The organism is Ralstonia sp. 24A2, assembly GCF_051783885.1.
In the GTDB taxonomy this organism is placed as follows: domain Bacteria; phylum Pseudomonadota; class Gammaproteobacteria; order Burkholderiales; family Burkholderiaceae; genus Ralstonia.
This window is the reverse complement of sequence record NZ_JBPVZD010000003.1, coordinates 1,252,978-1,273,542: the sequence shown is the minus strand read 5'-3', so window position 1 is coordinate 1,273,542 and position 20,565 is coordinate 1,252,978. Positions and strand designations below refer to the sequence as shown.

General features: G+C 63.0%; 22 protein-coding genes. 5 read left to right on the top strand and 17 right to left on the bottom strand.

What is annotated here, in order from left to right:
• The first annotated feature begins 37 nt into the window (after positions 1-37).
• From ACS13N_RS23335 to ACS13N_RS23325, 3 genes are all read left to right on the top strand, one after another.
• The gene (locus ACS13N_RS23335) at positions 38-2,104 is read left to right on the top strand and encodes a TonB-dependent copper receptor (protein WP_438933968.1); all 2,067 of its coding nucleotides are present in this window, start codon (positions 38-40) and stop codon (positions 2,102-2,104) included.
• A 182-nt stretch (positions 2,105-2,286) separates the two neighbouring features.
• Entirely contained in the window at positions 2,287-2,847 is a 561-nt protein-coding gene (locus ACS13N_RS23330) for an HdeD family acid-resistance protein (protein WP_438933967.1), read from the top strand.
• A gap of 11 nt (positions 2,848-2,858) precedes the next feature.
• Entirely contained in the window at positions 2,859-3,530 is a 672-nt protein-coding gene (locus ACS13N_RS23325; RefSeq protein WP_438933966.1) for a phosphoribosyltransferase, read from the top strand.
• Between the two features lie 4 nt (positions 3,531-3,534).
• On the opposite strand, the gene ACS13N_RS23320 is transcribed toward ACS13N_RS23325, so the two are convergent.
• On the bottom strand, positions 3,535-4,767 hold the full coding sequence (locus ACS13N_RS23320) for an MFS transporter (RefSeq protein WP_438933965.1): 1,233 nt from the start codon (positions 4,765-4,767) through the stop codon (positions 3,535-3,537).
• 432 nt (positions 4,768-5,199) lie between these two features.
• Here ACS13N_RS23320 and ACS13N_RS23315 point away from each other — a divergent pair, with 432 nt between their 5' ends.
• Complete coding sequence (locus tag ACS13N_RS23315) at positions 5,200-5,421, top strand: hypothetical protein (RefSeq protein ID WP_438933964.1); 222 nt, start codon at positions 5,200-5,202, stop codon at positions 5,419-5,421.
• Positions 5,422-5,487: 66 nt separating this feature from the next.
• On the opposite strand, the gene ACS13N_RS23310 is transcribed toward ACS13N_RS23315, so the two are convergent.
• From ACS13N_RS23310 to ACS13N_RS23295, 4 genes are all read right to left on the bottom strand, one after another.
• Positions 5,488-6,513: an AI-2E family transporter gene (locus ACS13N_RS23310; protein WP_438933963.1), complete on the bottom strand. Its 1,026-nt coding sequence runs from the start codon at positions 6,511-6,513 to the stop codon at positions 5,488-5,490.
• On the bottom strand, positions 6,510-7,175 hold the full coding sequence (locus ACS13N_RS23305) for a DUF1345 domain-containing protein (RefSeq protein WP_438934475.1): 666 nt from the start codon (positions 7,173-7,175) through the stop codon (positions 6,510-6,512). The genes ACS13N_RS23310 and ACS13N_RS23305 overlap by 4 nt, the downstream gene beginning before the upstream one ends.
• A 91-nt stretch (positions 7,176-7,266) precedes the next feature.
• On the bottom strand, positions 7,267-7,584 hold the full coding sequence (locus ACS13N_RS23300) for a hypothetical protein (RefSeq protein WP_438933962.1): 318 nt from the start codon (positions 7,582-7,584) through the stop codon (positions 7,267-7,269).
• Positions 7,585-7,713: 129 nt separating this feature from the next.
• Entirely contained in the window at positions 7,714-8,178 is a 465-nt protein-coding gene (locus ACS13N_RS23295) for a hypothetical protein (protein WP_438933961.1), read from the bottom strand.
• 425 nt (positions 8,179-8,603) lie between these two features.
• Between ACS13N_RS23295 and ACS13N_RS23290 the strand changes: the two genes are divergently transcribed.
• Positions 8,604-8,771: a DUF6726 family protein gene (locus ACS13N_RS23290; RefSeq protein WP_438933960.1), complete on the top strand. Its 168-nt coding sequence runs from the start codon at positions 8,604-8,606 to the stop codon at positions 8,769-8,771.
• Positions 8,772-8,782: 11 nt separating this feature from the next.
• On the opposite strand, the gene ACS13N_RS23285 is transcribed toward ACS13N_RS23290, so the two are convergent.
• The 12 genes from ACS13N_RS23285 to ACS13N_RS23230 form a co-directional block, all read right to left on the bottom strand.
• Positions 8,783-9,298, bottom strand: coding sequence for a hypothetical protein (locus ACS13N_RS23285; protein ID WP_438933959.1), 516 nt, complete (start codon positions 9,296-9,298; stop codon positions 8,783-8,785).
• Positions 9,295-9,870: a glycoside hydrolase family 19 protein gene (locus tag ACS13N_RS23280; protein WP_438933958.1), complete on the bottom strand. Its 576-nt coding sequence runs from the start codon at positions 9,868-9,870 to the stop codon at positions 9,295-9,297. The genes ACS13N_RS23285 and ACS13N_RS23280 overlap by 4 nt, the downstream gene beginning before the upstream one ends.
• Entirely contained in the window at positions 9,863-10,273 is a 411-nt protein-coding gene (locus tag ACS13N_RS23275) for a hypothetical protein (RefSeq protein WP_438933957.1), read from the bottom strand. Before ACS13N_RS23275 ends, ACS13N_RS23280 begins: the two co-directional genes overlap by 8 nt.
• Positions 10,274-10,337: 64 nt before the next feature.
• On the bottom strand, positions 10,338-10,901 hold the full coding sequence (locus tag ACS13N_RS23270) for a DUF4376 domain-containing protein (protein WP_438933956.1): 564 nt from the start codon (positions 10,899-10,901) through the stop codon (positions 10,338-10,340).
• A 2-nt stretch (positions 10,902-10,903) separates the two neighbouring features.
• Positions 10,904-13,012 carry a gp53-like domain-containing protein gene (locus ACS13N_RS23265; protein WP_438933955.1) on the bottom strand — a complete coding sequence of 703 codons (2,109 nt, stop codon included), beginning with the start codon at positions 13,010-13,012 and terminating at the stop codon, positions 10,904-10,906.
• A gap of 68 nt (positions 13,013-13,080) precedes the next feature.
• Complete coding sequence (locus tag ACS13N_RS23260; RefSeq protein WP_438933954.1) at positions 13,081-13,749, bottom strand: hypothetical protein; 669 nt, start codon at positions 13,747-13,749, stop codon at positions 13,081-13,083.
• Positions 13,749-14,879, bottom strand: a complete 1,131-nt coding sequence (locus ACS13N_RS23255) for a baseplate J/gp47 family protein (RefSeq protein ID WP_438933953.1) — start codon at positions 14,877-14,879, stop codon at positions 13,749-13,751. Before ACS13N_RS23255 ends, ACS13N_RS23260 begins: the two co-directional genes overlap by 1 nt.
• Before the next feature lies 1 nt (position 14,880).
• Positions 14,881-15,261, bottom strand: a complete 381-nt coding sequence (locus tag ACS13N_RS23250; protein ID WP_438933952.1) for a phage tail protein — start codon at positions 15,259-15,261, stop codon at positions 14,881-14,883.
• The gene (locus ACS13N_RS23245) at positions 15,258-15,926 is read right to left on the bottom strand and encodes a phage baseplate assembly protein V (RefSeq protein WP_438933951.1); all 669 of its coding nucleotides are present in this window, start codon (positions 15,924-15,926) and stop codon (positions 15,258-15,260) included. The genes ACS13N_RS23250 and ACS13N_RS23245 overlap by 4 nt, the downstream gene beginning before the upstream one ends.
• Positions 15,923-17,014 carry a phage late control D family protein gene (locus ACS13N_RS23240; RefSeq protein WP_438933950.1) on the bottom strand — a complete coding sequence of 364 codons (1,092 nt, stop codon included), beginning with the start codon at positions 17,012-17,014 and terminating at the stop codon, positions 15,923-15,925. The genes ACS13N_RS23245 and ACS13N_RS23240 overlap by 4 nt, the downstream gene beginning before the upstream one ends.
• 51 nt (positions 17,015-17,065) lie before the next feature.
• Positions 17,066-18,028 (bottom strand): hypothetical protein, encoded by a 963-nt coding sequence (locus tag ACS13N_RS23235; protein WP_438933949.1) that lies wholly within the window; start codon positions 18,026-18,028, stop codon positions 17,066-17,068.
• A gap of 6 nt (positions 18,029-18,034) precedes the next feature.
• Entirely contained in the window at positions 18,035-20,536 is a 2,502-nt protein-coding gene (locus ACS13N_RS23230) for a phage tail tape measure protein (protein ID WP_438933948.1), read from the bottom strand.
• Between the last annotated feature and the right edge of the window lie 29 nt (positions 20,537-20,565).

Sequence of the window (20,565 nt, the reverse complement as noted above, 5' to 3'; positions counted from 1 at the left end):
GGCGGCGGGCTTCACCCATTTCGTCCTTGTCTTTCTCATGAAGCTGGATCACCCACACTCCGGACGGCACGCTGTTGCCCTGGCGGTTGCCGCGCTGTCGTCCATGTCCGTCGCTCACGCAGCGGAACCCGCTCCACCTGAAATCGACCTGGCGACCACGATGGTGATTGCACCGCCGCCATCGTCGCCGCTGACCATCGTCACTGATCCGAAGTCCCCACGCCAACCGCTGCCCGCCAGCGATGGTGCGGACTACCTCAAGACCATCCCCGGCTTTACCTCCATCCGCAGCGGCGGCACCAACGGCGACCCTGTGCTGCGCGGCATGTTCGGTTCGCGGTTGAACATCCTCACCAACGGCACGTCGATGCTGGGCGCGTGCCCCAACCGCATGGACGCACCCACCTCGTATATCTCGCCTGAGAGTTACGACAAGCTGACCGTCATCAAAGGGCCGGAATCGGTGATCTACGGGCCGGTCGGCTCGGCAGGCACCGTACTGTTCGAGCGCAACACCAAGCGCTTTGCCGAGCCCGGCACCCGCTTTGATGGCAGCGTGGTTGGCGGGTCCTTCGGCCGCAATGACCAGAACGCCGATTTCACCGCCGGCACGCCCGACGCCTACGCGCGCATCACCACCAACCACGCGCATCAACAGGACTACAAAGACGGCAACGGCAACACCATCCCCTCTCAGTGGGACAAGTGGAACGTCGACGCCACGCTCGGCCTCACGCCCGACGACCACACGCGCCTGGAACTGACCGCCGGCACTGGCGATGGTTACGCGCGCTATGCCGGACGCGGCATGGACGGCGCGCACTTCCGCCGCGAGAGCGTGGGCCTGCGCTTTGACAAATCGCACATCGGTGAAGTCCTGCAGCGCATCGAAGCGCAGGTCTACTACAACGATGCCGACCACGTGATGGACAACTTCACGCTGCGCAAACCCGACCTGATGAGCAGCATGCCGATGGGCATGGCCGCCGACGTAGGCCGGCGCACGGTGGGTGGACGCGTGGCCGCCACGCTGCGTTGGGCCGATGCGCTGCAGCTCGTCACCGGCCTGGACATGCAGACGAGCCGTCTGCGCTCACGCAGCGGCACGGAGATGGAGTCGTACAGCACTCGCGCATGGGTGCCTAGCGCCAGCTTCTTCAACACGGGCGCCTTTGGCGAGCTGACCTGGTTTGCGGCCGAGCACCAACGCGTGATTGGCGGCGCGCGCATCGACCAGGCCAGCGTCCGCGACGACCGTACATCGATCAGCAGCATGATGGGCAGCCGCCCCAACCCCACGGCGGGCCAAGACCGCTCGCGCACACTGCCCAGCGGCTTCGTGCGCTACGAGCACGACGTATCCGGCGTGCCCGCCACGCTGTACGCTGGCGTTGGGCATGCGGAGCGCTTTCCGGATTACTGGGAACTGATTTCGCCGAGCACGGGGCCCATGGGCTCCGTCAACGCGTTCTCCGCCATTCGGCCGGAAAAGACCACGCAGCTCGATGTGGGCGCGCAGTACAAGAGCGCGCGCTTTGATGCGTGGGTTGCGGCGTATGCGGGTGTGGTCAACGACTTCATCCTCTTCAACTACCGCCCCGGCATGATGGGGCCGATGTCACAAGCCAACAACGTAGATGCTCGCATTGCGGGCGGCGAGATCGGCGGAACATGGCGCGTGAACAATGCATGGCGCGTCGACGGTGCGCTTGCGTACGCATGGGGACGCAACAGCAGCACCGGTCAACCGCTGCCGCAAATGCCACCGCTGGACCTGCGCCTGGGTGTGGAGTACGAGCGCGGGCCGTGGTCAGCCGGCGGCCTGTGGCGCGTGGCTGCGGCACAGCACCGCTATGCGTTGAACCAGGGCAACGTGGTCGGCCAGGACTTCGGGTCCAGTGCGGGATTTGGCGTGCTGTCGCTGCATGCGGGCTATGCGGTCAGCAAGACGGTGCGCGTGGCCGTGGGCGTCGACAACGCGCTGAACAAGGCCTACACCGAGCACCTGAACCTGGCCGGCGATGCAGGCTTCGGCTTTCCGGCGCGCACGCCCATTCCTGAACCGGGGCGCACCGCGTGGGCGCGCGTGAGCATCAAGATGTAGCGCGGTATTGCGCTGTGTGCACATTGCGCGAGGGAATTCGCCAAATGTGACCCCGTAGGCGCACAAAATCACCGCGCGTGCATTGAGGCTCGCTGCGCCCTGCACTACCTTGGAACCATCAGCGATCGCTCGCCGCGCCCGGCGCGCGGTCGCTTTTCGTTTGCTATCAAGGAGTGTTGTTCATGCTGCATACGCTTTCCAAGTTGTGGTGGGTGCTCGCGCTGCGCGGGCTGTGTGCGTTGGCCATTGGTGTTGGCGCGTTCGTGGTGCCTGCGGCCACGCTGGCTGCGCTGGTTCTGGTGTTTGGTGTCTATGCGCTGGTGGAGGGTTGCCTGCTGCTGGCGACGTCCTTTGGCGGCCAGCACCGCAGCCATGATCGCTGGCCCACTTTGCTGCAGGGGTTGCTGGGCGTGGCGGTGGGTGTGCTGACGCTGTTCAATCCGGCAGTCACTGCGCTTGGGCTGCTGCTGTATATCGCCGCGTGGTTGCTCGCGCAGGGCGTGCTACAGATCGTGGTGGCCATGCGCCTGCGTGAAGAACTGCACGGCGAGTGGTGGTTGATCCTTGGCGGCATCGCCAGCGTTCTGTTGGCAGGCGTCCTGCTGTGGCGCCCGGAGACGGGTGTGCTGGCGGTGCTGTGGTGGATTGGCGCGTGGGCCATCCTGTGGGGCATCGCATTGATCTTCGCGTCGCTGCGCGTGCGCAAGTGGGGTCGCAGCGGCTCCGCGCGCGCGTTCGCTTAGCGCCTTCCATCATGCCCACGCCGTTTCGTGATCGCGCGGATGCCGGCCGGCAACTGGCCGATGCACTCGCAACGCGCAACCTGCCCGCGCCACGCATCGTGCTGGCGCTGCCGCGCGGCGGCGTGCCGGTTGGGTATGCGATTGCGCGGGCGTTGAACGCAACGCTCGGCGTGCTGCTGGTACGCAAGCTCGGCACGCCGTGGCAGCCGGAGCTGGCACTCGGCGCGTTGGCGGATTGCGGCGCGGGCATGCCACCGCATATCGAATGGAACACTGAACTACTCGACGCCATCGGCCCTTCGCAGGCGTATCTGGACGAGGTGACGGCGCAAGAGCTGACAGAACTGGAACGCCGCCGCGCACGCTACGGCGTCGTGCCTTTGCCGCTGGCAGGCGCGACAGTCATCGTGACAGACGACGGCATAGCAACCGGGGCGACAGTGCGTGCAGCCCTGGCTGCGGTACGTCATGCCAAACCCGGGCGCCTTGTGCTGGCCGTTCCAACGGCGCCAGAGACCATTTGGCACACGCTGCGCGCCGAGGTGGATGACGGCCTGTGCCTCATCGCCCCGCCCGACTTCAGCTTCCAGGCCGTCGGGCAGTACTACGGCAATTTCGATCAGACCGAGGACAGCGAAGTGATTGCGCTGCTGGCAGACGCCGCGCAACGCAATCTTCGTTAAGCCATCAAGCCGCCTGCAAACGCTGCTTGCGCTCGATGTCCGGCAGGAACACCGTCAGCAGACCAATGAGCGGCAGGAACGAGCAAAGGTGGTAGACGTTGTAGATGTCGGTGGCATCGGCCAGCTTGCCGAGCACGGCTGCACCGATCCCGCCCAGCCCGAAGGCAAACCCGAAGAACAGGCCCGACACCATCCCGACCTTGCCCGGAATCAGCTCCTGCGCATACACGAGGATGGCCGAGAACGCCGAGGCCAGCACCAGCCCGATGATCACTGTCAGCACCGCCGTCCAGAACAGGTTGGCGTACGGCAGCATCAGCGTGAACGGCGCCACACCCAGGATCGACACCCAGATCACGACCTTGCGGCCCACGCGGTCGCCAATCGGGCCGCCCACGATCGTGCCCACCGCCACCGAGAACAGGAAGAGGAACAGGAACAGTTGCGAGGTCTGTGCCGACAGGTGGAACTTGGTGATCAGATAGAACGTGTAATAGCTGTTCAGGCTCGCCAGATAGAAGTACTTGGAGAACAGCAGCACGACCAGCAGCGTCATCGCAAACGTCACCTGACCGCCTGTCAATTTGACCGCCGCATGCGCGCGGCCACCGGCCTTGCGGCCGTGGCCCGCAGCGCGTTCACGCTTGTACCAGCCGCCCACGTGATAGAGCACGAAGATGGCGATGAGCGCGGCAATCGAGAACCACGCCAGGCTGTGCTGCCCGTACGGCATGATGATGGCCGCGGCCAGCAGCGGGCCCATCGCGCTGCCCGCATTGCCGCCCACCTGAAACAACGATTGCGCCAGGCCATGCCGCCCGCCCGAAGCCATGCGTGCCACGCGCGACGATTCCGGATGGAAGATCGACGAGCCCGTTCCCACCAGCGCCGCCGCCAGCAGCACCGTGCCGAAGTTGGGCGCCACCGACAGCAGCACCAGCCCCACCAGCGTAAAACCCATGCCCACCGCCAGCGAGTACGGCTTCGGGTGCTTGTCGGTGTAGAGCCCGACCATCGGCTGCAGCAGCGACGCCGTGATCTGGTACGTGAGCGTGATCAGCCCGATCTGTGAGAAATCGAGGTGGAAGTTGCCCTTGAGCAACGGATAGATCGCCAGGATCAACGACTGCATCATGTCGTTGAGGAAGTGCGCGAAGCTGATGGCGCCGATCACGCCAAAGCCGGTCTTGTCGGCCTGCATGGGGGCTGCGGCCGTGCCGTTTGCGGTGGTTTGCATGATGGTTTTGCGAAGAAAGGAACACAAGCGAGAAGCGCTCCATCATGCGCCCAAACGGTGCAGGCTTGTTACCGCAAATTCGACAATGATTAGCGCGAAACAGACAAATTACTGTCCGGGCAGAAGCGTCACCGCGCACCGCGCCGCTTCACCAAAAACACCCCCTGATTTCCCGCAAACCCGCGCCGCGCTTGCCTCGGCAGACAGCTAACCTGTTAGCCATTTTCGTGCAGGAGGCTCGTCCGTTCGTAGCATGGCCCGTCAGGAGGCGCTTTCTATACTCGGCAGCATGGACTGCAGTACGGCGCAAGACACACACACAAGGCGCCAGCACTGACAGCCAGAGCATGTGCACGATCTGCACACCGAATCGGTGACCGGCGCCCCAATGACGTGGCCGCCGCACGCCGGCCAGTCATGGGAGGGGGAACCATGAAGATCCTGCTAACGGGAACGCACTACCGCGCGATGGGAGACCTCTTCTATCAGGCCTTGCTCGACGACCGCGTCATCTGCTGCTTCGTGACCTCCGAAGCCGTGGACGTGACCGGCAACGCCATGCATCCGTCGCCCGCCACCGCCTCCCCGTGTACCGACCCTCGGCTCGCTGACGTCTCTCGGTCGGCGAGTTATTGCGCGCCCCTCGTCCCGTAGGGCGCGCTCTTTTCTACCGATGCCGTCAGCGCGGGGGCGCTGGCGGATCACCCCGGAACAGACGCCTCAGCCAATCAGCCCGGCATCCGTCAGCTCACGCTTCATGTAGGCGTACACCACCGGCGCGGCAATCACGCCGCCCACCCCGAACAGTGCCTCCATCGCAATCAGCGCAAGGATCAGTTCCCATGCGCGTGCATCGATGCGGCTGCCGATGATGCGCGCGTTCACGAAGTACTCCAGCTTGTGCACCACCACCAGGAAGACGAGCGACGCCACCGCCAACTCCAGCGACGCCGTCACGCTCATCAGCACGATGGCCGTGTTCGAGATCAGGTTGCCTGCCACTGGAATTAGCCCAGCCACGAAGGTCAGCAGAATCAGCGACTTGGAATACGGCACATGCTGCCCGAACAGCGGCAGTGCCCCATACAGGTAGATGGCCGCCAGCGCCGTGTTGAGCGCGGAGATCTTCACCTGCGCAAACACGACGGCCTCGAATGCACCCGCGAGCCGCCCCAACCGGTTCAGCAATGCCGCCGCCAGCGGCTTGTGGCGTGCCGGGTCGGGCGTATCGGACCACGCCACCATCGCCCCAAGGATCAGCCCCACCAGCATCAGTGCGCTGGCACGCAACCCGTCGATGCCGATGGTCGACACCTGATGGCCATGCTCCTTGATCATCTCGACAAGCTGCCCACGCAACTCAGAGACCGACTGCGGAACGTAGTCGACCACCGCTGCCGGCAACGATTCACGCAGGTTGTCGAGCACGTCGGCAAGTCGCGTGAGCATGCCTTCGAGCCCATGACCGTGCTCGACCAGGCGACCGATCCCGATGCCCAGCCCGGCCAGAATGAGCGCTGCAATCAGGAACACACCGCCCACCGCAATCGCCTTGGCGCTCTTGGACAGCGTGCGCCGCTCACGCAAACGCGCCTCCAGCTTGCGTGCCAACGCATAGACGAGAAAACCGGCAATGGCCGCCGGCAGCAGATGCAGCCACAGTACGGCCGCGATCATGGCGGCCACCAGCACATAGCTGACGGTATCAATGGTGCGGGAATGCATGGGCGGAGGAAGCTTCGTCATGAGAACAGGCCGGCAGCGATGTTGATGGAGAGCGCGAGGATGCTCGTATTGAAGAAGAACGACAGCAGCGACTGCCCGAGCACCGCCCGGCGCATGGCGCGCGAGCGGATGGCGACGTCGGCCGTCTGGCTGGCGACCGCGATCGTAAAGGAGAAGTAGAGAAAATCCCAGTAATCGGGCTCGATCTCCTGGTCGGGAAACACCAGCGTCGGCGCGTTCGGCACGCGGTAGTACAGATGCGCGTAGTGCACGGTGAACATCATCGGCACCATCAGCCAGGCACCCAGCACCGTCACGCCGGTCAACGCGTAATGCCAGGCCTGCGCATGCCCCGCCGACTTGGCCGTGACCAGCTCGAAGGCAATCGCCACCATGCTCGCCACTACGCCCAGGCAAACAACGGCCAGCACCGCCGAAGCGCGCTCATCTTCACGGCGCGCCACCGCGCGGATGCGGCGCGGATTGGCCCGGAGCATCATCACCGAGACCAACACCAGATACGTCCACACCGCGGCATCCCAGCCGAGCAGTGCACGTGTCAGCCAACCATGCGCTGCCGGTATCAGCACAGCAACAACGATGCCCAGCGTGAATGCCCCGAGCAAACGCGGCCGTGTAGAGGCAAATCGGGGGATCGAAAAGGACTCGTCCTGCGGGTTCACATGGGCCTCGTGCGTGCGTTCTGGCAAGGCGACATGGTATCTGCTCAGGCTTGAACGCCCAATGCCGGTTCAGGGCCGGTTCAGGGCCGGTTCAGGGCGACGTGAGCATCGACGCGAGCGAACGCCTGCACTTCTCCTTCACGCGCTCGTGCGTCTTCAGTTGCTCGGCAGTGATGTTGGCTTCTGGATAGACGCGGCACATGCCGACGATGGCGATATCCAGCGAATCCGACGAGCCGGCCTGGAACTCGAACTGCTCAAGCACCGTGTCATCCGTATCGCGCACGGTGATCTGGAACGGGCCGGGGGTGACGAAGGTGGTGCAACCGGCCAGCATCGTGGCCGCCGCAGCCAGAGCGATGCACAGCGTAGAACGGGTTTTGCCAACAAGGCGGCGGGCACGGGTCATCGAGAGCTCCAGGCGTGAATGCCAGTCAGACGCGGCGACACTATATCGGTTCACAAAAACAAAAACGCCCGCAAATGCGGGCGCTCTTACGAATCATATGCGCTGGGCATCTTCGCCCAGGCGATAGCCTCAGGCATTGGCGCCGTCGGTGTACGTGTTGAACTTGTCGCCAACCTTGGCACCTTCCGTGTAGGTGTCGAACTTGCCAGCGCGGGCCAGTGCACCTTCGGTGTACGGGTCAAACTTGCTGCCGGCCTTGGCGCCTTCCGTGTAGGTGTCGAACTTGCCAACGCGGGCCAGCGCGCCTTCGGTGTACGGATCGAACTTGCTGCCAGCCTTGGCACCTTCCGTGTAGGTGTCGAACTTGCCGGCACGTGCCAGTGCGCCTTGGCTGTAGACATCAAACTTGTCGCCCACCTTTGCACCTTCGGTGTACGGGTCGAACTTGCTGCCTGCCTTGGCGCCTTGCGTGTAGACGTCAAAACGTTGACCCGCTGCGGCGCCTTGGGTGTACACGTCGAACTTCGTAGCGGCCAGGGCGGGCACGGTGGCCAGGGCGATCAGGGCAGCGATCAGGGTGCGTTGGGCTTTCATGATGTCTTCTCCAGATGGGCGCAGCGCGTCGGGCAGGTATCCGGTGAATCTGTTGGACTGTTTCGCTGCGGCGCCGCATTCGATGGAGTTATCGTAGGCGAGCCTGTTCAGACAATAAATGTCGCGACAGACAATTTATTGTTGCGATATTAGAAATTACGGGAAAACCCGCATCAGCACTGGTTTTGCGGCCTGCAGCAAGGCGCAGCCGGTTTATTTGCGCAAACTAGAGATGTGACTTTTCCGACAAAAGCCAGCTTTGTGCGCCCGACGAACGCTTCGGATTGTTTCACTTTCGTGCAGCGCACCAACTGCAAGTGCGCCGCACAGATTGTCATTTCCCGATACAAACACGCACAGGTTGGTGGGCGAGCCTGTGCCACACTGCGCGACATTCGCTTTCGACTACTTCGCCCCCCCACACGATGAAACGCTTTCTGCTGGCCGTAGCCCTTCTAGGCACCGCACTCCTCTCTGGCTGCGGCGTGGTGGCCGCGCCTTGCCGTGTCGCCTCGGCGGGGCTGAAGATGGTGCCGCTGGTGGGGCACGTGGCAGCAGTCCCCACCGATGCCTGCGCCGACATCATCGACTGACCACCCGCACATCACTCCCGCGCGTTAGCGATACCTGTCTGCCGCGCCACCCAGTCCTGCAGATCCTTCAGTTGCTGGGCGTTGGCATGGAAAGCTTCGGCTTCACGCTCGTGCTGGGCTTCAACGTCAGAGAGGACAACGCCACTGGGGGCTTCATCAAGGAGGCCGGTGGTGGTGGGAAGCTCGGCACGGTTGGCGGAGTTCCACATGCCGACAAAGCGGCCAGGGATGCGGCAAGCAGCATCGTCGTGCACAACGACTTCATGGGGCACCTCGCGATCGCGGTAAAGGATGCGGTCTCGAAAGACCGTCTGGATGTGGGTCTGCGCTTGCGCGGCCTGATCAGCAACCTGTGCGGTCACTTCAGCTTGGCGGGTCTCGGTCTTTGCGGCGGCAACTTGGCGCTTGAGAGCGTCCGCACGCTCCTCGCGCATGCGATGCAGATCGCCCGTGCCATAGCCAAGACCAAACGCCAGGGCCAACGCCAGGATGGCACCGCCCCACAAGCGGGGATCGAGCAGGCTCATGGCGTGACACCTCCCGCGTGGATCGCAAGAACGGCTCGGGCGCGTGACCACAACGCGCGCCGGTCATCGATACCGCTGGCGCCGCCGTTGATGCGGCGGGTCAGTTCCACAAAGGCGGCGTCGGTGTCTTGATCGGCAAAGCGATTGAGCCCAGCACGCAACCAGAACCACGCCGCCGATGCGGCCGCATGCACGGGCTGTTCGAGCAGCTCAGGCTGCGCTTCCAGATCCAGGCCCAATGCGATGCCGCAGGCGCGATAGTTGGCGCGGCCGGTGACCTGGATCAGGCCACGGCCCAGAAAGCGCTTGCCATCACCCGGCTGCGTGTTGCCCAGGTCTGCACGGCCCTCGTAGCCGCGCTGTGCTGGCGTTGGCCCCCAGAGTTCACGCACGTAGCGCAACTGCCCGGACTCGTGCCCGACCTGCGCCAGAAACGCGGCAATGCGCGCAGGCGTGTTGATCTGACGGAACAGCAGAACATCGGCGAGGATCGGCGCAAACACATCGGCACGCATGCCGGCGTTGGGCATGACGGTGCGCAGTTGTGCGGCGGTCAGAAGAGGTTCAACCATGGTTTGCCTTGCTCAAGGTTTCTCGCACGTCGTCGACGACCTCGGCAAGATCGGCGTCGCGTCGCTTGTTGATGAAGTTGAAGACCCAGCGCACGATCGCCCAGCCCGGCAGGCCGCAAACGAAGTAGATCCCGCCGAGTGCCATCGCGCCGTTGGCCGAGCCGATCCAATGCGCCACCCCGAAGTACTGGATGACGGTGGCGCCGCCACCCACGCTGGCGATGACGGTGGAGATGAGCGCGACCGCCCACTCGCCGCGTGCGCGTGGCAACGTCATCACCATCACGACGATGGTGGCGAGCGCGCTGGCGCAACCCGCCACGGCCGCGGGCCCGCCGATGGCTTTGAAGGCAGCCGCGCCCGCGGCCCCCGCCGCGGCACTGCTGCTGATAGGTTCGGACATCGGTTCCCCCCGGAAATAAAAAAAGCCCGCGCGATGGCGGGCTGTGCGGCTGAGATAACGGTGCTTACCAGTCGATGGCTTGCACCTCTTCGACGCTGGTTGCGGCGTTGATCTTGGCGATCAAGCCTGCGTACTTCTGCTGGGCGGCGACGCGGTGGGCGAGCCAGTCGGTGTTGACTTGCTGGACTTGGGTTGCGGTGTGCGGGGCAAATGACCAGGCATCGTTGCTGGCGCACCAGATGGGGGTGGTCCAGGTTGATGATGCGATGGCGGCTGCGCTGACAGCGCATTGCAGGTTGAGCTGATCCGTATCCTGTGAGGGATAGGCATGCGCACCATCCAATGCCGACGAGGTGAAGCCGGCAACCAATGCGTTGGCACATGCTGCGTTGACCTTGGCGGACTGCTCTGCCTGAGCCTGCGCCAACAGCTGAGCATCAGTTGGCGGCAGCGGTGCTACCAACGCACCGCTCACCACAGTGTGGCCGGGCTGCCTAAGGCAGGTCTGCCACTCGTCATGTGTGATCTCGATGACGTTGGTCAGGCCTTCGGGGACCGGGCTGTCGACGTTGTCGTAGTAGGCGGTGATGTGACCCCGCAAGTCGTATGCTGCGAATTTCTGTTCCATTTTTACCATCCCAAGGCAAGCCAGTTCGCACCGATAGCAGAAGGGGTGTAGTTGTTCTGAATCCGATACGTCGAGAAAGACAATGGCGCACCAGAAATGAAAGCATTTGCGTTCGGTGACAACGTGTAGCCGGCGGCACTCGCCAGAAAAATTGCGCATGCCCCCGGAAACGCAAGTGGAAACACACCATCCACCGTCGAAGGAGACGTGCCGTTCGACACGGGCACACTGATGGCTCCCCACTGGACGATCAGGCCACTCGGTAGCTTCTGATAGCCGCTAGCCTGCAACGATCTACCAAAATCACTGCTGGAAGAATTGACCGCCGTACCAGTGATGAACCACACCCCTGAATAGACATAGGTGAACTCAGCACTTGTTCCTGCAGGAACAACAAACGTCGCTAGGAGACCAGACGACGGAGTTTGCAGCTTATCCGTGCTTTGCGGGACGACCGTCAGCGGTTGCGAGCCAAAATTGGCAACCGTCACGACCGCGCCAATCGGTATTGAATATGTCGCAGAACCTGGAATGCTGTACGAGTTGAAGCTTGTCGAGTACCCGTAAACCTTCCCACCCACATGCGCAGCAATGCCGGTCAACGAACCGGTAAATGGCGTTACGCCGGAAAGTTGCTTACCTACGCGTTGCACAAACGCTGTCGTCGCCAGCTTCGCACTGTTGTCGAACTGCGCAGGCGTGGTCCAGTGCGCACCTGACATCGTGCTCGCATACGGAAGCTGAGCCGACCCTCCCACGACATACCAAACGTTCAGATTGCCAAGCGATTCGAGCACCAGCGTATCGCCATAATCGACCGTCATCGTGGAGAGGTTCGCCATGCCGGTCACAAGCTTGTCACCGCTTCCTGCAGCGACCTGGATAGTCACCGCGCCCCCGGATCCGTAGTTGAAAAACTCCAGACGGCTCCCCGGAGGCGCCGAGGCAACACTCGGCAGCGTAATGGTGATGGCGCTTTGCTGAAAGGTGACGATCGACTGCCCCATATTGGCCGCGGTTAGCACAACACTCGCACTGACAGCGTTGAGAACCGCGCTCAAGCCCACGCCTTGTACAAACGCCGTCGTCGCCAGCTTGTTGCTGTTGTCGAACTGCGGCGGTGTCACGCCCGTGGTCAACGTCTGCCCCGCGCTGACCCACCCGTTCAAACCGTTCGACACGAACTGCACGGCTTCACCGGGATTGAGCACGAGGCTGTTGGCGCCATTGCCTTGTCCGAAGGCAAGCGTATCCGTGCCGTTGCGCGTCACCGTCGTCGAGCCACTCGCTTGCATATAGGCAACGCAAACGCTCGTGCCGTTCGGGCAATTTGCTGCAGGCGGCAACGTGATGGTCTGGCCGCTGGCCGTCACGTTCATGAGTGCGCCCAGTGCAGCCGTGGTCAGCCCAGTCGAAACGGCCAGGTTCTGGATGCTGGAGAAGCGCTCCCCCACTGCAGCAAGAAAGCCTGCACCCGGCGCTTTGGGCACATTCGGGTAAGGCACGATGCCCGCGTTCGTCACCGTGCTCTGCCCGTTAGCAACCGTGATGACCGCCAACCCCACGTACCCCGCCGTCACCGCTGGTGTGACCTGTGTGTTGGTGGGCGCGGCCGTGCCGGCAACGAGCTGTAGCGACACCTGCCCTGCACGCGTAGTCGGCTGCGCAGCGCCGCTGCCACCTGGTCCATTGAACGCCTGCGACGGATTCGCGCTGTTGTAGTACGGCAGCACGACATTGCCGATGTCGTTGTCCAGGTAGGCCGCCTGAATCAGGTAGTTCTGGCTGTAGCCGGTCGTGGTGGGTGCCGTGAGCGTGAAGGACTGCGCATCCATCAAGATGCCTTGCTTCAGCAGGCTATGCGTCGTGTCTTGCGGCAGCGCGCTGTACGGTGTGCCGTCAAGGTTGGCCTGCTGGTAGATCTGCCCCGGCGTAATGTTCACACTCATCGAAGCGGGCGACGTTGGCACGCAGTTCAGGCCCGAGACCACGGTGGACGTGCCGAACAGATCGGCGCACAGCTTGGCCAGCGCGATCATGGTCTGTCTGTTGGTATTGAGCAGGTCCGTGGTTTGCGGCACCTGGCCGCTGTAGACAATCTGACGATCCAAGACTGTTCTCCAAAAGAAAAAGCCCGGCGTGTTGCCGGGCTGTCGGTGGTGAAGAAAGGCGCGTACGCCTAGGAACTGATGCGCGTCCAGACAATGGAAGCCGCCGGCCGCACCGATTCAATGGCGGCGTAGATGTCGGCGTCGGACACAGTGTTGCTGCTCATCGAGAGATCGGTGTATTCGCCTTGCGACGGCACGTTGTAGCCAGTCGTGACGATGCTGTAGCCCGCGACATTCGGGATGCCGCTACCGAACGGCCGATACGCCTGCACGAACGCCTGGTACGTCAACGACACCTGCCCGTATGCGCCGGCCATGCCGTAGCCGCTGTTGGGGGCGTCATAGGCGCCGCAGTCCGCCGGGCGGTTGGGTTCGATGACGATCGGCGCGCGACCCGTCAGGTCTGTGAGAACCCGCACGATGGCGTTGCGCGTGCCGCGCTCACGAAGCACGTTGGCGATGATGTTGGCGCGAAACGAAGCGTCCGACTGGCCTGTCCTACGCTGGATCGATGTGCCGAAATAGTCTGCCGCGATCATATCGAGCCAGCCATCGGACGCCGTCCTGATGCGCGTCTGCAGCCTTGCGTAGGCGTACAGGGTGTAGACATAGGCACCACTGTAGGCCAGCCCCTGCAATAGCGCGTTAAGCACCGGCGACTGCGCCACATCACCAAACCAGCGCGGCAGATAGCCACGTATGCGCGCAAAGATGTCTTGTTGGTCACCTGTTGCCATTACGACACCGTGATGGAGTTGAGCGTGGTCTTGATGACCTGCAGGTTGGTGGCCGGCAAGTCCGTCGTGCCGCCGTTAAGCAGCATGCTCGTGACGTTGATCACCCCAGGTGACGCGTCATATGCCACCTGTGCCAGCCGCGAATACGCAAGAGTGGTACCCAGCGGCAAGCTGTTGACGTAGTTCATCAGGGCCGTCTGCACCTGTGCCGTGATGACCTGGTGCGTGTAGCCCGCCGCGGTTGCGATGCTCATCGCCACCGCGGCGTTGACGACCACCGGGCCATACACATAAAACGTGCTGGTCAGTGGTCGAACCGCATCCACCGCGTTGCTCACGCTGGAGAGCAACGCGGACGGGGGCGAGCCGCTGCCGTCATCCACGATCACGATGAACGTGCCGTTCTGCTGCAGCCCCGCATAGGTCTGGTTCTCCAGGATCACGTACGTCAGGCCTTGCTTGATGCTGGCAATGGCCGAACCGATAGCGGTCTTGGTCGCCTTCGACAGGCTGGCCACGTAGGCGATGAACCGCGAGCGGAAGGCACTGTCCGGCTCTGCGTCAGCACCGTTGGCGAAGGTCGCGGCGTTGGTCACTGTATCAACGCCGGCGATGGCTCCCACGATGGTGGAAACCGCGCCAGCCACCGCGTTGCCCGCTGCACCGGGTGTCACCGCCTGCACTGGCACGGTCACGCTAGCGGCGCCCGCTGGGATCACATAGCCGCTCAGCACAGCGCTGTAGGCGGGGTTGGTCGTATCAATGGTCACGTTGAACTGCTGCGTGCCGTCGCTCGTCTGCACCACGGCGGTAAGCGGCACCAGAACCTGCTGCGTGGTGGTGAAGCGCGAGAACGTCACGGTGCCGGTTGCAGGCACGGCGGCGAGGCGGCTGAGGCCGAAGTCGGCCATCCACGAATCGAGATCGGCCCCGCTCGATGTCGATGCCCGCGTGATCGCCATGACCTGCAGGATCAAACCCTGCAACCAGACCGTTACTGCGGCGTTGGCTTCGACTACCGCGCGCAGCACCGACCCCACGGTCAGATCGACCAGCACCTTGGCATAGCCCTGGATGGCCGTCACCTGGTTGCGCACGAGCGTCACCCAGTCTTGCGTCTGAATGGACATATCACTTGCTCACATTGAATTGAAGGGATACCGGCTCGCGCGTGATCGAGCTGGAGTACAGAATGCGCACGCTCACGCCGCCCGTGATGGCGGTCACATCCACCTGCGGCTCGGGCGTCTGCGCAACACCGGCTTCCAGCGCCGTCTGCGTGCGGATCAGGCCGCGCAGCGCAGCGATGTCGAGCGTCTGCCCGATCCGCTGCGTCAGGCCTGCACCGTAGTCGGTGTGGAAGAGGTAGTCACCCTGGTTGGTCACCAGGCGCCGCACGATGCGTTGTTGCGTACGCAGGTCTGCGCTGGCCAGGCCCAGGTCGCCCGTGGGCGAGACGGCGATGTCGTCGCCCACCCAGTGGTTCAGGTCGTTCAGGAGTTGTTGGGTCATGCCACGCTCCCCGTGGTGCTGGGACCGGACTGCACGCCCGTGTGACGGTGCGTTTCGTCGATCGGATGACCGTTGGCCGACACCTGCCCGCTGAACTGCGTGTTGCCGCTGATGCTCATCGAGTTGCCAGTGCCGTTGTTGCCCGACACCGCCATGCCAGCCTGACCGGTGATGGTTTGCGTCACCAACAGCGTGCCGTCGATCTGCACCGGGCCGCTATGGTTCCATTGCGGGGCGTGGCTGGTCAGCGTGCCGGCACTGACGAGCGTGACGGTGCCGTCGTTGTGGAACTGCAGCTTGGAGCCCGACGCATGCGAGAGAAAGAACTCGCCGGATTGCGCGCCGGTGGGCCGCGCCTGATCACTGAACAAGCGCGCGCAGATGTAGCCGTTCTCGATGTCGCCGCCGAGAAACTGCACCTCCACCTGATCGCCTGGGCTGACCGGCGCATCGATGCCCCAGCCATTGCCGACCCAGGCAGAGGCAACGGGCATCCAGCCGGTCAGCGAGCGCGCTGGGTCGGTGGGGTCTTCGGGTTGGAGGCGTACGCGCGCAGATGCCGTACCGGGGTCGTAACTGGTGACGATGCCCATGCGGTTCTCTGCACGATTCGACTGCGCCATCATCGCGGCGAGCACCATCTGGTTGCGAAGCTGTTGAATCATTTGCTGGTGTCCCTGTTGATGTCCTTGGCGGAGATCTCCATCACATAGCCTTCACTCAAGCTCATGCTGCGCGTGATGCTGTCGATGAGGTAGTCCTGGTCGAACTTCGTGCCGGTGCCCGTCAGGCGGATAGTGTCGGTTTGCGTGAGGATGTGATCGGCGGGCAGGCGCGCATGCAGCTTCATCTCGTGCTGCGCCACCTCGTCGTGCTTCTGCTTGGCCAAGCGCTTGACGCCGGCCTGGTCGAGGCCATTGCGCTCAACGGTGTGGGTCGGCTTGCGCCCCTTGCCGCCATCGGCCTCGTTGCTGTAACGGGCGACAAACGGCTTGCTCTGCTTCTGATGCCACGAACGCGCCTCGACCGTCACGCCTTTGGCAACCGTCAGGTCGCGCGACAACTGCAGACTGGCCACATTGGCCGCCGGGTTGCCCTTGTCATCACGCCCCCACCGCAGCTCATAGGGCTCGGGCGGCGCGGGCGCGCGCGGGCCGAAGTACAGCGTCTTGCCGGTAACATAGCAAACGAACCCTTCAGCCAGGGCCATCGCGGCAAGCAGGTCCCATTCACTACGCTGGTCCGTCATGCTGACCTGGTCACGCGCATACAGCTTGCCCACCGGGCTCTTCGTCGCGCTGCCGGCGATCTCCAAGCCATGTGCCGTTGCCAGCTTTTCTGCCACTTCCGATGCAGTCTGGTTCTGGAACTGCACGGTCACCTTCGCGTCGATGAACAGCGCGGTCAGGTCCCGGCCGCTCAGCGTCAGCTGGGCCAGGATCGGATCGCACTCGACGCTATCGACGCGACCGTAGATCAGCGTTTGCAGGTTGGTCTCGTCGTACTGCAGCGGATCTTGCGGAAAGCCGGCAAAGATCTCGACCAGCAAATCCCGCTGGCTTGAGAACCAGTTCGCATCGCGGTCGGGTGGCAGGCCGCCCGCGGCCAGCGTGAGCTGAAACGTATCCGCCTGCGCATACGAGTTGTTCTGCACAGACCAGCTCACACAGGCCGGCACACGTTCGCCGTTGACCCTCACGATCGTGCGTGGCTGCCGCACCTGCGGCACCACAGGTAGTTTGTTCAGGCTCATAAAGAAAAAGCCCCGCAATGCGGGGCCGTCCGGTTGATTGAACTGGCTGGGCTAAGGGTTCATCAGGCCGCCCACGTTGTCCTTGTTTGGCGGAATCGTCAGCGTCTGGATGCCGTGCACCTGCGGGTCACCCATCAGCTGCGGGTTGGCCTTGGCCAGGCCTGTCCAGGCCATCGCATCGTTGTATTCCTTGACAGCCATCTGCATCAGGTTGCCGCCGGCCACCACGACTTGCTTGGCACTCGTGTAGGTCGAGGTGATGTTCGCCTGCATTCGACCTGCAACGCGATCGAGCTGAACCAGGACAGGCAAGCTCAGTGCCGAGTTGATCTGTCCGTTGAGTTTCGCCACTTGCTGCGAAACCGGGTTGTTCGGCAGGATGCCGCCCAGTGTCGTCACCGTGGTCAGCGCATTGTTTGCGGACGCGACCAGCGTCTGCGCACGATTGCGGACTGCGGTGACCTGTTGCAACACGTTGCTGAGCGTCGACTGCGCTGCATTGGCAAAGTTCGCCACCGTGCCGATCGCCGCGTTGGCCGAGTCCATCAGGCCCGACAGCGTGCTGTCGCCAATGGAACTGACCATATCGGTGGCAGTTGCGGCATCGCTCTTGATCTGGCTGTCGACGCTCTGGCCCTCATCCTTGCCGGCGAACTTCGACAGGTCACTGGTCACCTCGCACGCGATCTTGTAGGGGATCTTGTAGAAGCGCTGGAAATCTGCCCGAAACTCGCGGATCACCACGGCGTAGTAGATCTCGGACCATTGCAGCAGCAACGACGAACCGCGCACGCGCAAATCATCCAGCTCGCGTGCACGTAAGAGCGCATCCTCGCCAAGCAGCCAGCCCGACCACTCGACGGGTGCGCAGAACGCCCCCATCGAGTCGATCACGCGCGTGCCACCCACCAGGTCATGCATGGCCAGCTTTTGCGTACCGCCAAACGAGAGGCTTTCGGGAATCTCCAGATCCTTGAACTGGAAGCCCCCGAGTTTGAGAGCAAAGTCAGACATGGTTGATCAAAGTCCTGAAGGCATCAGTTGCATGCCGGAGTTGAAACCGCTGGCGCCGGTTTGCGGCCGTGCGAGGTTACCGTTGATCTGCTTCCACACCACCTGCCCGACCGTGCGGCCGTCCATGGTCACGTCGCCCTTGAGGATGACGGGCTTCTGGTCCGCAATCTTCACGGAGCTGCCAACCACCGGGCTGCGGTTGTGACCTTCGTTCGAATACGGTGTGGTGGACGGGCTCGTGAGCTTCTTCCCTTCACCCGGGTGCAGCAGGTCGTACAGGTAGGTGCCGAGCGTTGCGCCTTTGACACCGCTCAGGCGCTCGGCCAACGGGTTGATGAGGTTGGTGTTGGCCCAACTGCCGACCTGATACGCGGTCTTGCCGACTTGCCAAGCCGTGTCTATTGCGTTGACCGCCAGACCAACCGGCCCTGCAAACCGCAACGCTGTGCGCGCCACCGGCGACTTAACCAAGGCGCCCGTAGCGCCCAGCACTGCTTTGAACGGCGATTTGGCCAAAGCACTTGCGGCACTCAACAGCCCTCGCCCCAAGCCAGCGCCCTTGCGAAGCACCGACACGCCGGTTGTCCCTAGCGCCTTCACCATCCTGCCGGCATTGCGTCCGACCAATCGCGCCCCTGTTGCGAGCGAGCGGCCACGGCTGGCCACGTTGCGAACCAGCGTCTTGCCCAAGCCTGCGCCATTACGGAGCGCTGACAACGTGGTTTTCCCCAGCGACTTCGCCATGGTGCCAGCACGGCGTCCAACCGATCGCACCCCATTTACGAGCGAACCGCCACGGGTCACAGCGTTGCGGACCAATTTCCTGCCCCAATCCGCGCCCTTACGGAGTGTCGACATCCCTGCTCTGCCAATCCGCTTCAACCGCGAGCCAAGCGCTACACCCAACTTGCGAAGCGGCTTGCGCGCGATCGACTCGCCCAGCTTCAGGCAATCGCATGGCGAGCCCTTGCCCGCGCCACCACCGCCCGCAGGAGGCACCAATACTGGCAACAGCTTCTTGAAAAGCGTCAACGCCGTGACCGCAAGCATGACCCCCTTCGCGACTTCAGGATGCTCCTGTGCCAGCTTCGTGATCTTCTCGATGAGACCACTGAACTTCTCCAAACCAGCACTCGCCAACGGCAAGATATGCTCGCCGAGCGTGATCTTCAGGTTTGCGACCTTGGTTTTGTAGTCTCGAAGCTTGGCGTCGTATCCCTCGTTTGCCTTCTCATAGACCTGGCCAACGCCTCCCGCTTGCTTGTTGTTCTGCAGGTACTTTCCCGCACGGTCCTGCTCGTGAAGCAGCACGCGTGCAAGGTTGGCATCTTTCGCGCCCAGGATGGCTTCCAGCTTCGCGTTGAGGCGATCCCCCGAATACCCCTGCTTCTGCAGCGCGGGCACGATCACGTCAACCACATACTTGAACGGGTTGGCCGCAAACTCTTGCGAGCGCGCCATGCCCGTCGCATCCACGCCGACAATGTGCCCGGACTTATCGCGATGCACGGCCTTGTGGTCCAGCAGCTTGACCCGCTCCAGCTCCCGCACGGCAATGGGCGACATCTGCCCCGAGGCCCAACCCTGCAGCGTGGACATTGCAGCAACGCTGGTGTTGGAAGCACCAGCACCCTGCATGAACTGCTTCAGCCCGTAGAAGGCGGCTTCCGTTTGCGTGAACTTTGTGGAGAGCTTGCCGGACTGCATTGCCTCCTGGTAATCCTTGGGCGCCACCTTGCCATCGCTGACCAGGTAGGTGTTCGTCACGGCATCCAGTGTCTCGCGCACCTTCTCCGTGTTGATCTTGCCGGTGTTGGGGTCAATCACCCCATCACGCATCTGCGCCACCTTCAACGCAGATAGCGCAAGCTCTTCGAATTTCGCTCCATCCGTCGAGCCCGTCGCAGCCATCAACCCCGACTTCATCTGCGCCAGCATCTCGGTCACCTGCTTCGCCTGTGCCGGATCCTGCAGAATGGTCTGTGCGCCGCCATAGAGGCCGGCGAGGTCGGTATAGGACTGTCCCTTAACCGCAAGCCCTTTGATGAACTTGTCGTTGGCGGCAATCACGTCGGGCTGAAACTGGCTGATGCGCTCGAGCATGGTGTGATACTTCGACGCCGCATCCAGCTCGTCCTTCCACATCAAGGCAGTTTCCTTGCCTGCCTTGACCAGGGCATCACCGGTATCGGTCAGCTTCTTGATCTTCTGTAGTCGGGACTCGACTTTCTCTGCGTTCTTGTCGATCGCCTCGAGTCGCGAGGCGATCTCCATCAACCCGCGCGAGGCGCTATCCACCAGCGCAATCCGTATCCCGATCTTGTAAGCATCGAGGCTCATAGGAATCCTTGTTCGTCTGTTGAGGCCGCCGATCTCACGTGCGGGCGTGTGCGATAGGGCGGCCCCCGCTGGAGCCGCCGCCACCACATCTCCCACCCTCTTCCGCAGGTTGTCAGCCTGCTCCAGTGCCAACTGCCTGAACGACCGCCCGACCAGCGTCGGGGCCAACTATGGCCCCTGGCTCCGCCAGGCGACGC

Bases quoted from the DNA above. Each gene is read 5' to 3' on its own strand.
- ACS13N_RS23240 (WP_438933950.1), bottom strand. From the start codon at position 17,014: ATGAGCCTGAACAAACTACCTGTGGTGCCGCAGGTGCGGCAGCCACGC.
- ACS13N_RS23270 (WP_438933956.1), bottom strand. From the start codon at position 10,901: ATGGAACAGAAATTCGCAGCATACGACTTGCGGGGTCACATCACCGCC.
- ACS13N_RS23290 (WP_438933960.1), top strand. From the start codon at position 8,604: ATGAAACGCTTTCTGCTGGCCGTAGCCCTTCTAGGCACCGCACTCCTC.
- ACS13N_RS23310 (WP_438933963.1), bottom strand. From the start codon at position 6,513: ATGACGAAGCTTCCTCCGCCCATGCATTCCCGCACCATTGATACCGTC.
- ACS13N_RS23295 (WP_438933961.1), bottom strand. From the start codon at position 8,178: ATGAAAGCCCAACGCACCCTGATCGCTGCCCTGATCGCCCTGGCCACC.
- ACS13N_RS23250 (WP_438933952.1), bottom strand. From the start codon at position 15,261: ATGACCCAACAACTCCTGAACGACCTGAACCACTGGGTGGGCGACGAC.
- ACS13N_RS23285 (WP_438933959.1), bottom strand. From the start codon at position 9,298: ATGAGCCTGCTCGATCCCCGCTTGTGGGGCGGTGCCATCCTGGCGTTG.
- ACS13N_RS23235 (WP_438933949.1), bottom strand. From the start codon at position 18,028: ATGTCTGACTTTGCTCTCAAACTCGGGGGCTTCCAGTTCAAGGATCTG.
- ACS13N_RS23245 (WP_438933951.1), bottom strand. From the start codon at position 15,926: ATGATTCAACAGCTTCGCAACCAGATGGTGCTCGCCGCGATGATGGCG.
- ACS13N_RS23325 (WP_438933966.1), top strand. From the start codon at position 2,859: ATGCCCACGCCGTTTCGTGATCGCGCGGATGCCGGCCGGCAACTGGCC.
- ACS13N_RS23275 (WP_438933957.1), bottom strand. From the start codon at position 10,273: ATGTCCGAACCTATCAGCAGCAGTGCCGCGGCGGGGGCCGCGGGCGCG.
- ACS13N_RS23300 (WP_438933962.1), bottom strand. From the start codon at position 7,584: ATGACCCGTGCCCGCCGCCTTGTTGGCAAAACCCGTTCTACGCTGTGC.
- ACS13N_RS23330 (WP_438933967.1), top strand. From the start codon at position 2,287: ATGCTGCATACGCTTTCCAAGTTGTGGTGGGTGCTCGCGCTGCGCGGG.
- ACS13N_RS23320 (WP_438933965.1), bottom strand. From the start codon at position 4,767: ATGCAAACCACCGCAAACGGCACGGCCGCAGCCCCCATGCAGGCCGAC.
- ACS13N_RS23335 (WP_438933968.1), top strand. From the start codon at position 38: ATGAAGCTGGATCACCCACACTCCGGACGGCACGCTGTTGCCCTGGCG.
- ACS13N_RS23280 (WP_438933958.1), bottom strand. From the start codon at position 9,870: ATGGTTGAACCTCTTCTGACCGCCGCACAACTGCGCACCGTCATGCCC.
- ACS13N_RS23255 (WP_438933953.1), bottom strand. From the start codon at position 14,879: ATGTCCATTCAGACGCAAGACTGGGTGACGCTCGTGCGCAACCAGGTG.
- ACS13N_RS23260 (WP_438933954.1), bottom strand. From the start codon at position 13,749: ATGGCAACAGGTGACCAACAAGACATCTTTGCGCGCATACGTGGCTAT.
- ACS13N_RS23315 (WP_438933964.1), top strand. From the start codon at position 5,200: ATGAAGATCCTGCTAACGGGAACGCACTACCGCGCGATGGGAGACCTC.